Source organism: Acinetobacter sp. ANC 4648 (assembly GCF_002135345.1).
GTDB lineage: Bacteria > Pseudomonadota > Gammaproteobacteria > Pseudomonadales > Moraxellaceae > Acinetobacter.
The window spans coordinates 667,271-678,243 of the sequence record NZ_NEGI01000001.1; the positions used below are offsets into that span (position 1 = coordinate 667,271).

Genomic DNA, 10,973 nt, shown 5'->3' on the forward strand with positions numbered 1-10,973 from the left:
TCGTGCTGATAATATTGGATGACAACTTGCATGAGCGATAAGCAAACTTCTGAAAATGCAGTGGACTATAAAGCCACGCTAAACCTCCCAGGTACTGAATTTGCCATGAAAGCAAATCTCGCAGTACGTGAAGCTAAATGGTTAGAAGAATGGTATGCCGACAACATTTATCAGCAGATTCGTGCATCGCGTATTGGCAAGAAAAAATATGTGCTTCATGATGGCCCTCCATATGCTAATGGTCAAATACATTTGGGTCATGCGGTTAATAAAGTCTTAAAAGATATTATTATCAAAAGCCGTATTATGGATGGTTTCGATGCCCCTTATGTACCAGGTTGGGACTGTCATGGCTTACCGATTGAACTTAAAGTAGAAGAAAAAATCGGTAAAGTCGGCGTAAAAGTAGATGCGTCCACCTTCCGTAAAGCTTGCCGTGAATATGCTTACACCCAAGTCGAATTACAGAAAAAAGACTTTGTACGCATGGGCGTGTTTGGCGACTGGGACAATCCTTATTTGACCATGAACTTCGCGCAAGAAGCCAATATCGTGCGTTCATTGGGTGAAATTGCCAAAGCGGGTCATATTGAACCGGGTTTAAAACCTGTGAACTGGTGTTTAGACTGTGGCTCTGCGCTTGCAGAAGCGGAAGTTGAATATGAAAATAAAGAGTCTAAGGCAATTGATGTTGGTTTCTCTGTTGTAGACCTTGCTGATTTATCTACACGTTTAGGAACTACTATAACAACTCAAACAGATGTTGTTATTTGGACAACTACTCCTTGGACACTTCCTGCAAACCAAGCCGTTGCCTTACATTCAGATATTGAATATTCAATTTATGAAGTACTGACACCCAATGGTATAAAAGCAGTAATTACTTCTGAAAATAATGCACTAAGTTTATTAGAGAAGTACTTCAGAGCTGGAACAATCATTTTTACAGAAGAAGACATTAAAGATGGTAATACTGTTCCTGCATTTGTATCTCTTTATCCTTCGTTTAAAGGTTCCGCTTTAGAAGGACTTTTATTACAACATCCTTTAATTAGCGAGCGTCAAGTTCCAATTATTTTAGGTGAGCATGTAACAGATGACAGCGGTACAGGTGCAGTACATACGGCTCCCGGCCATGGTGTGGACGATTATAAAGTTGGCTTGTTATACAACTTAAAAGTAGATAACCCTGTTGGCGGTAACGGGGTGTATTTACCCACTGCACCTATTTTTGCAGGCGAGCACATTAATAAAGTTACTCCTAAAATTTTAGAGACGCTGACTCAAATAGGAAAACTCTGGGCTTGTACAACCATCAATCACAGCTACCCACATTGCTGGCGTCATAAAACACCAATTATCTTCCGTGCGACTCCGCAGTGGTTCATCAGCATGGATGCGCAAGGTTTACGCCAGAAAGCATTGAATGCCATTGAAAATGATATCGCTTTTGTCCCAGATTGGGGTAAAAACCGTATCCAATCGATGATTGAAGGTCGCCCAGATTGGTGTATTTCACGTCAACGGACGTGGGGCGTGCCAATCCCATTCTTTGTGCATAAAGACACCAACGAGCTACATCCTCGTACGCCTGAACTGATTGAAGAAGTTGCTAAAATGATTGAAAAAGAAGGAATTGACGGTTGGTATAACCGTGATGCTTCTGAATTCATTGGTGCAGATGCTGAACAGTACAATGCCGTTCGTGACACCTTAGATGTTTGGTTCGACTCAGGTACAACACATTTTGCAGTATTGCGTGAACGTGAAGAACTCACTGATCCTGCTGATTTGTACCTTGAAGGTTCAGATCAACATCGTGGTTGGTTCCAGTCTTCATTATTAACCTCGATTGCCATTAATAAACGTGCACCATATAAAGGCCTACTCACCCATGGTTTCGTAGTGGATGAGAAAGGTCGTAAGATGTCTAAATCACTGGGTAATATCATTGCCCCTCAAGACATCATTAAAGATATGGGGGCGGATGGTTTACGTTTCTGGATTGCATCTGCAGACTACCGTTATGAAATGACCGCAGGTAAAGAAATCTTTAGCCGTGCATCAGATGGCTATCGTCGTATTCGTAATACGCTTCGTTTTTTATTGGCAAACTTAAATGGTTTCACTCCTTCAACCGATGCATTGCCTGTAGATCAATTGATCGCATTAGATCAATACATTTTACAGCGCGCAGCTGACGTACAGAAAACCATTCAGCAAGCCTATGAAGATATGAATTTCCATATCGTCACTAATGCGTTGACCAATTTCTGTATTAATGACTTGGGTGGTTTCTACTTAGACATCATTAAAGATCGTCAGTACACCACTAAAGCAGATTCTCAAGCACGTCATTCTGCACAAACGGCGTTATATCATTTGGTACAAGCTTTTGTTCGCTGGATGGCACCCATCTTAAGCTTTACGGCGCAAGAAGCTTGGCCTTTAATTCCAGAGCAATCTGAGAAATATGTGTTTACCACTGAATGGTATGAAATTCCTGTTGCATCAACAGCAAACTTGATTTCAGAAGCAGATTGGCAAACCATGATTGCGGTTAAATCTGCAGTAAATAAGCAAATTGAAGCAGCACGTAATGCCAAATTGATTGGTTCAAATCTATCTGCAAAAGTTGAACTTTGGGCCAATACAGAGCTTAAAACTGTACTTGACCAACTGGAAGATGAATTACGTTTTGTCTTGATTACCTCAACTGTGGTTGTTAATACATTCGATGCTGAACAAGGTGAAGCAACAGATTTAGAAGGCTTACGCGTTAAAGTATCTGCCGCAGAAGGCGAAAAATGCGCGCGCTGCTGGCATGTCCTTCCAGATGTAAATACACATGCTGCACACCTAGGTTTATGTGCACGTTGTATTATCAATCTTCCTACAGGCCAAGGCGAAGAGAGAAAATATGCCTAACCCTCAAACAAAAAAGGGCTTATTTCAGTTTTATCCGCACAACCTTATTTGGCTTGGACTTTCAGTCCTTGCCATTGTGTTGGATCAATGGACCAAGTGGATTGCAACGACTCATCTGACTTATGCAGATCCGGTGCCTGTGTTGCCCTTTTTAAATTGGACTCTACTGCATAACTATGGTGCAGCCTTTAGCTTTCTGTCCGATGCAGGTGGCTGGCAACATTATTTATTTACTGGCTTAGCAGGCATTGTATCGATCATCTTTATTTTTTGGCTGCTGCGTATGCCTAAAAATATGCTGATATTACCTGCTGCAATTGCACTAATTTTAGGTGGTGCTGTCGGTAATTTAATTGATCGTGTCACTTTAGGTTATGTGGTCGATTTTATTCATGTGTTTTACCAAAATCACCACTTTCCTGCATTTAATATTGCAGATAGTGCGATTACCCTTGGTACTATTTTATTGTTAATTGATACGTTTTTTTTAGAAAAACAACGTATTCAACGTGCGGAAGCGCAAAATGACTGAAATGATTAATCCGAACGATGAAACCCGTGTTGCAGAAGGTTCGAAGGTAGACTTACATTTCTCAGTTGCCATTGAAAATGGTGTCGAGATTGATAATACCCGTAGCCGTGAAGAACCTGTTAGCCTCGTAATGGGTGATGGTAGTTTACTGCCTGGCTTTGAAAAAGCACTGTTTGGTTTACGTGCAGGTGATCGTCGTACTGTGAGTCTTCCACCTGAAGATGCTTTCGGCCCATGGAACGCTGAAAATATTCAGAAATTTGATACCATTAAATTTGAACAGCGCCCAATTGTGGGTCATATGATTGAATTTGAAGATAAAGCCAAATCTAGCTTATTTGGTGTAGTAAAATCAATTAATGATGATATTACAGAAGTGGATTTCAACCATCCATTGGCAGGCAAAAACATTACCTTTGAAGTTGAAATTTTCAAAGTAACACCTGCGGGTCAACAAGGCGTTAAATTCCTATAACCATCTGTATTCATACTCTAAAATAGCTCCTACTGGAGCTATTTTTATGCCATGTACAGATACAAATCCATCATATTTAATCAATCATATTCATATTAAGTTAAGCAGATAATTTTAAATATAAAGGCTTAGAATATGAGAATATACATCATTGTTGGAAGTATCCGAGAAGGACGTGTTGCCATCAAAGTTGCAGATTGGTTAGATAAGCAAATAAGAAAACTAGGCTTTAGTACATTAGAAGTTGAAATCATCGATTTAAAACTATGGGATCTACCCTTTTTTGCAGGGAAGCATTCACCTGCGAGTGGAATCTATGACCAACCCAAACAACAAGATTGGGCCGACCAAATAGCCTTAGGCGATGCTTTTATTTTTGTTACACCTGAATATAATCACGGCTATAGTCCTGTGCTGAAAAATGCGATTGATTATATTTATAAAGAATGGCAAGGCAAACCCGCTGCATTTGTCAGCTATGGTGGAACCAACGGTTCACGCTCTATAGACCAACTTAAGCAAGTATGTGGATTTATTGGCATGATTGATTCAAATGCTGTAATTGAAATACGAGATATTTTTAGTCGTACTAAAGACTATACCTTTGAGGGGAATGATTTTGATAACAAAGCCATTCAATCTGTGATTCATAAACTTATTCAATATGCCAACGCCTAATCCGATTTTTGTACGCTTTAGCGTACAAGAAATGCTGACATTAGCGTATATCTATATTTAAGAGAGTTTATTATGATTAAATCATCAAGGAACAGGACGTTTCTTAACATAAAACAATAATGATAAGTGATATGCAGGAAGCAAGGTATGACAGGAGTTGTGCCTCAGGTAATGAATATAAAAAAGTCTCGACAGGATGTCGGGGCTTTTTTTTATGATATTAAAAAATTTATTCTCAAATATTTTGGGTCTGTAAATTATTTTGTGTAAGTTCCATTTTTTATAAATGATCTTTTAAACGATCATCGAAATGAATCGTAAACCAATTCATTGCTAAACGCCAATTTTGAATAGGCATTGTCCATTTCTTAGAAGCATTTGATGTTGCTAAATATACGACTTTCCTCACTGAGTCGTCTGAAGAGAAGATCTTTCTCTTCTTAGTTGAATGACGAATCACACTGTTTAAAGATTCAATAGCGTTAGTTGTATAGATTGCATGACGAATTTCTGCTGGATAACTGAATATCGTACGAATATTTTCCCAATTAGCTCGCCATGACGCTGCAATCTTTGGGTACTGATGATTCCACTGATCACTGAAGATGTCTAAGGCTGCCAGCGCATTTTCTTCTGTAGTTGCCTGATAAATTGACTTTAGACCTGATGTAACAGCTTTATAGTCTTTCCAGCTAACGAAACGAAGGCTATTTCGAACGACATGTACAATGCATAATTGAATGTCTGTTTGAGGATATACTGCGGCAATTGCATCAGGGAAGCCCTTCAATCCATCAACACAAGCAACCAGAATATCTTGTACACCACGATTTTTAAGCTCAGTCATCACCGATAACCAGAATTTGGCACCTTCTGTCTGAGCAATCCACATACCTAATAATTCTTTCTGACCATCCATGTTAATGCCTAAAGCCAGATAAACAGACTTATTAATTACATTGGAATGTTGGCGAACTTTGACTACAAGACAGTCAAGATAGACTACAGGATAAAGACTATCTAATGCTCTATTCTGCCACTCTGTGACTTGTTCAAGTACAGCATCAGTAACCTTGCTAATCAAGGATGCAGAGACATCAGCATCATACATTTCCTTGAAAAAAGAGACGATTTCTCTGTTCGTCATTCCTTTAGCGTATAGAGATAAAATCTGATCATCCATACTGGTAATACGTGTCTGATACTTTTTAATAATCTGAGGTTCAAATGAACCCTCACGATCACGTGGAATTTCAAGACTTAATTGTCCGTCTGGTGTGGATACTGTTTTAGCACTAAAGCCATTTCGAGTATTTACTCCTTTTTTAGATTGATGTTTTTCATAGCCTAAATGCTCAGACAATTCAGTATTTAACGCTGTTTCGATCATGAACTTTTTAAAGACAGCGGTCAGTTGGTTTAGATCTTCTGGTGTCTTTAAGCTTTTAGCTAATTCAACGACCATACTTTTGATTATTGCTTCATCCATTTGAAGTACCTCTTATAATTATCCATAGAAGGATAAATGAAAATTAAGTACTTACACAAAATTTAGAACAGTCCCTATTGGTATTACAAGGTTTAACCCATCAATTACCAAATTTAATTAAACAGGTTGCATTACTTAATATTCAACCTTATTACTCATTGTTAGATTACGAAAATTTTTTATATCAACAAAACAACCGTCTGAAAAATCACGATGGGGCTGATGAAATTAATAGCTCACTACAAATGGAGCAATTCGAACAAGCCCTATTTAATACGTCTAAAAGTTTTCAATATCAAAATTATCAATACTTTAATGAAATACTAAAGCATTGGAACACCATAAAACAGGTTCTTGATTTACTGATGGAACTTGAAGCACCAAGTTTTGCAAACATCGACTCTCAATTAGACAACATTCAAAAAGCCTTAAAAAAAATATATAAAGTAGAAGCATTTGGCACCCAGATTCAACCTGAAATAATCCCAAAAGACACTGAGCAAAATATTGCTTTAGCTGCTCAACACATGACACCCATAATGAATACCCAAAGCCAGCAATCATTCCAACCACAACCACAAAGCCACTTGCAAAATCGTGAGCAAGCAATGAATGTCTTACAAGAAATTGCTGATTATTTTCAAGCCAATGAACCTCATAGTCCCGTTAGTTATATGCTGCAAAAAACGATTAAATGGAATCAAATGCCCTTACATGAGTGGTTGGGTCACGTAATTAAAAATGAAAACCCTTTAGAGTCCGTTCAGGAGTTATTAGGTGTGCAACAAAATAGTAATGAATCTAACAAATGGTAATTGTTCATGTTTAATGCGGAAAAAATTCTTTGGGGTGAAGGCTTATTTTTAAGACCTCAACACTTTCAACTTCAAGATACATATCACGAGCAGCGTTTAAGCCAAACTATTCGTGCCACTATTCCATTTGCTTATGGGGTAGAAAAAATCCGTTTTGATGAAACTCAACTGAGTACCCATGTCCTCGCTTTAGAATGCATCGAAATGATTTGGCAAGATGGTGAAATCTACATTGCTCCTTCTCGTGACTTACTACCGGAACCGGTACAATTAGATGATCTCCATTTACATGGAGAAATCCAGATTTATTTGGCATTGCCTATTTTACAAGCCAACAAAAAAAATGTTGCTGATGAGGATACAAGACAACCAAGTCGATATCATTCCTATCTCAATCAAACTCATGATCTTTTTACAGATGCATCACCTGCTGAAATTACTCAATTGAGACGACGTGCAGTATTCAAACTATTAGACATCAATTCTGATCCAAATCATGATTTGGACGGTTTTTTATATTTACCTGTCGGAAAAATTAAGCGACAAAGTTCAGGCAATTTTGAATTGGATTATAAATTTATTCCACCTATTCTACATATCGAATCTTGCGAAGCTTTAAGCAGTAATTTAAAACGTACGCTAAACGTGATCAAAGCTAAAATTAAAACAATTCAAACTAATAATCGTGAAAATGAACAAAAGCTCATTGAGTTTCGCTCTGGAGATATTGTTTCATTTTGGTTGGTAAATGCACTAAATACAGCATATTCAACATTGAATCATTTATTACAAAATCCTCAAATCCATCCTGAACGCTTGTTCTTTGAATTATTACGCTTAACGGGTTCTTTACTCACTTTCTCAACAGCTTATGATGTTGAGCATCTACCACAATATAAACATCATAACTTACAAGATAGTTTTAGCCAGTTAGATATCATTCTTAGAGATCTTTTAGATACTATTATTTCGAGTCGTTACATTAGTATTGCGCTCAAAGAAACTCGACCTTCTTATTGGGTCGGAAGTCTTGAATCCGATAAAATTACACGAGAAACTCGCTTATATATCGCAGTATCGAGCGGCATGATGCAAGCTCATGAATTAATACAAATTGTACCTTTACGCTTTAAAGTAGGAAATACCGTTGACGTTGAGCAACGAGTAGTTGCAGCATTGCCAGCAATTCCAATCCATCATTTGATGCAAGTCCCAACAGCGATTCCTGTTCGTTCTGGTGTGAACTATTTCGAAATTGAGCCACATCATGATCTGTATCAACGTATGCTCGACTCTGAATCCATTTGTATCTATGTGCCAGCAGGTTTCCAAGATATCAGTGTGGAATTAATCGCGGTCATGAATACTTAAGGAGAAAAAAATGAATCAACCAAATACTGCTCCTTCTTTATTTGATGATGGGCAAATTGGTACTGGGTTTAGCCCTCAAACACATTCTAAAATATCACAAGCCACCAATTTAGTAGATCTATTACATGATGGTTTCTATATTGTTTTCTTAATTAGAAATCAATATATACCTGAAAATGCGGATGCATTTAAAGCAAAAATTCTCGATCTTTTAAATCGTTTTGAACAGCAAGCAAAAAAGTTGCAATTTACAGCTGAAGATATTCACGACTCAAAATATGCTTTTTGTGCATTACTTGATGAAACAATTGCCACTCAACAAGATCCTAGTTTTTTCAATCTACAAAATTCATGGTTAATTAGCCCATTACAATTGAGTTTATTTGGCTCACAATTGGCTGGTTATCGTTTCTTTGAATTTCTAGAACATATGCGGAGTCGTGGTAAAGATCGCTTAGCGGCTTTAGAAGTCTTCCATTATTGTTTATTACTTGGTTTTCAAGGCAAATATCGAATTGAATCGATTGAGAGCTTAAATCACTTGGTATCTCGTGTCGGTGATGAAATTGAATATTTAAAGGGAAAAAAGGCGGCTTTTTCACCTTTTTCTGCATTACCAGATCAAATTAAAAACATTATCCATAAAGAACTCCCCTTTTTATGGATTCTTATTTTCTTATTATTATTTTCGATATTGGCTTTTACCGGTTTTCGATTAATGCTATCCCAACAAGAAAATACAGCCTTATCGAATTTTCAAAATGTCATCAGCACGCCAGCTGAACAGGCCAATATCACTATTTATTTACCTTAAAAAAGATAATAATACAATGCAAGATAATCGAAATTCACTTCGCATATTACAGGCTAAATCCAAAAAAAATTCATCCAGTATAATTTTATATATTTTACTGGGGTTTATTGCCGGTATTCTATTCTCTGGCATTGTCCTTATCCTTTATAGTAAATTTTCAAACTCAACAAATAATGAGAAAATTAATCAATCCAGCCAGAAACTGAATGAAAATGCTGTACAGCTGGCTCATACACAGCATTCTTCAGCAGCTATTGAAAATAATGAAAATATTGAGCAGGATACTGAAAATAACTATATACCGATCAAAGATAAAGAGCTAAGTAGCCTATTTAAACATCAAAAACCAAACATAGAATCATCACATCAACAACCCAGTTCTCCATTTGAAAATGCTTTCGGTACTCCCAATAAGCAACAAATATCTCACTCTCAAATACCAGCTAAAGTTCTGCAAAAGCCCCAAACAAAAGAGCAATTATCGGAATCCACTGCAAAAAAAATTACTAAAGAAAATACATTGGTAGATGATCAGGAAATTGAAATTCCTCAAGCTTCTGTACAAATTTCAGTAACGCGAACGTCACAAGAAAGCGAAAAGTGATTATTGTTATTGCATGTTGTTTTATTAGTCTCGTCATCGGCTTAAGCTTAATGATGTCATATGAATTGCGTATTAAAGCACATGAATTTATAGGTAATTTATTGCCACAGAGTAAAAAAAAATTGATGAATGCTCGCAATTTTGCACAGCAAATGAATTATGCAACTTCATCTAAACAGACACAATCACATTGGCATTTACAACAATGGTGGATTTTAATTGCTGGGTTTTTTTTATTATCAAGCGTTTTAATTTTTGCATTTACACGACCTATTAATCCTACAAAAGTAGAAGCTGACTACTTAAAAAAAGTCGATCCACAAATTTACGCACTATTAAATGGTGAAGTACTCACAGCACCACCCACTATTGATGAAAGCCTCATCGATGCTGCAATTACTGAAGCTATTCAAATGGAAAAAGCCAACTCAATAAATCCACAGATTAATGCCCCAATATATACCAATAATAAGTCTGAAGCAGCAGAATCACATAGTCACTATGATACAGCGATGATTGATCGTAAGTGGATCAAAATGCATCCACGATATAAGCAACGTTTACTCATGGTCTTTAAAATCATGAAAGAACGTCATGGCTATGAAATGGTTTTATTAGAAGGATACCGAAGTCCAGAACGCCAAACTCGCTTATCCGGCAATGCTGCTACAACTTTAGCAAAAGCCTATCAAAGTTATCATCAATTCGGTCTAGCTGCAGATGTTGCATTTAAGCGTAATGGGAAGGTTGTTATTTCTGAACGAGACCCATGGGCATGGCAAGGCTATAAACTTTATGGTGAAGTTGCTGAATCAGTTGGTTTAACATGGGGCGGACGTTGGACAAAAATTCATGATTATGGACATACTGAGTTTCGGATGCCTGGGTTAAGAAAAAATAGAGAATCCGCTGACCAGCTCATTGCTGAAGCTCAAGGCCAAGAACAAATTATGGCCAATAATACGAATTGATTACTATAACCCACAATCTAAAACGCTTTTAAATGTTAGAAGAAAACTCCCCCCCTCTCTAACTTAAAAAATGATCATCAGTTTAAGCATGAGGAAGTAAGCTAGAGCGTTAATTTACCTTTAATCTCTAAATACACAGCACCAGTACCGCTCATTTTCTTAATTCATTAACTTCCGCGCATAAAAAAACACCCCTTACATTGTAAGGGGTGTTTTTAGGAATAATGAGCTGGCGATGACTTACTCTCACATGGGTAACCCCACACTACCATCAGCGCTAAGAGGTTTCACTTCTG

9 protein-coding genes and 1 pseudogene are annotated in these 10,973 nt (G+C 37.3%); 9 read left to right on the forward strand and 1 reads right to left on the reverse strand.

Features of this window, described 5'->3' with window-relative positions:
* Window positions 1–30 precede the first annotated feature (30 nt).
* From ileS to B9T27_RS03145, 4 genes are all read left to right on the forward strand, one after another.
* Entirely contained in the window at window positions 31–2,928 is a 2,898-nt protein-coding gene (ileS, locus tag B9T27_RS03130; protein WP_086205374.1) for an isoleucine--tRNA ligase, read from the forward strand.
* On the forward strand, window positions 2,921–3,460 hold the full coding sequence (gene lspA, locus B9T27_RS03135; protein ID WP_086205375.1) for a signal peptidase II: 540 nt from the start codon (window positions 2,921–2,923) through the stop codon (window positions 3,458–3,460). The genes ileS and lspA overlap by 8 nt, the downstream gene beginning before the upstream one ends.
* The gene (locus tag B9T27_RS03140) at window positions 3,453–3,935 is read left to right on the forward strand and encodes an FKBP-type peptidyl-prolyl cis-trans isomerase (RefSeq protein WP_086205376.1); all 483 of its coding nucleotides are present in this window, start codon (window positions 3,453–3,455) and stop codon (window positions 3,933–3,935) included. The genes lspA and B9T27_RS03140 overlap by 8 nt, the downstream gene beginning before the upstream one ends.
* Window positions 3,936–4,070: 135 nt before the next feature.
* Window positions 4,071–4,613, forward strand: coding sequence for an NADPH-dependent FMN reductase (locus B9T27_RS03145; protein WP_086205377.1), 543 nt, complete (start codon window positions 4,071–4,073; stop codon window positions 4,611–4,613).
* Window positions 4,614–4,893: 280 nt separating this feature from the next.
* Here B9T27_RS03145 and B9T27_RS03150 read toward each other — a convergent pair whose 3' ends face one another.
* Window positions 4,894–6,102, reverse strand: coding sequence for an IS256 family transposase (locus B9T27_RS03150; protein ID WP_086205378.1), 1,209 nt, complete (start codon window positions 6,100–6,102; stop codon window positions 4,894–4,896).
* Between the two features lie 77 nt (window positions 6,103–6,179).
* Between B9T27_RS03150 and tssA the strand changes: the two are divergent.
* From tssA to B9T27_RS03175, 5 genes and pseudogenes are all read left to right on the forward strand, one after another.
* A pseudogene (gene tssA, locus B9T27_RS03155) lies at window positions 6,180–6,917 on the forward strand (type VI secretion system protein TssA); the annotation flags it as partial.
* A 6-nt stretch (window positions 6,918–6,923) separates the two neighbouring features.
* Complete coding sequence (gene tssK / locus B9T27_RS03160) at window positions 6,924–8,288, forward strand: type VI secretion system baseplate subunit TssK (RefSeq protein ID WP_086205380.1); 1,365 nt, start codon at window positions 6,924–6,926, stop codon at window positions 8,286–8,288.
* 10 nt (window positions 8,289–8,298) lie between these two features.
* Window positions 8,299–9,102 (forward strand): type IVB secretion system protein IcmH/DotU, encoded by an 804-nt coding sequence (icmH, locus tag B9T27_RS03165; protein WP_086205381.1) that lies wholly within the window; start codon window positions 8,299–8,301, stop codon window positions 9,100–9,102.
* A 16-nt stretch (window positions 9,103–9,118) separates the two neighbouring features.
* Complete coding sequence (locus B9T27_RS03170) at window positions 9,119–9,706, forward strand: hypothetical protein (protein WP_086205382.1); 588 nt, start codon at window positions 9,119–9,121, stop codon at window positions 9,704–9,706.
* The gene (locus tag B9T27_RS03175; protein ID WP_086205383.1) at window positions 9,703–10,677 is read left to right on the forward strand and encodes a M15 family metallopeptidase; all 975 of its coding nucleotides are present in this window, start codon (window positions 9,703–9,705) and stop codon (window positions 10,675–10,677) included. Before B9T27_RS03170 ends, B9T27_RS03175 begins: the two co-directional genes overlap by 4 nt.
* Window positions 10,678–10,973: the final 296 nt, after the last annotated feature.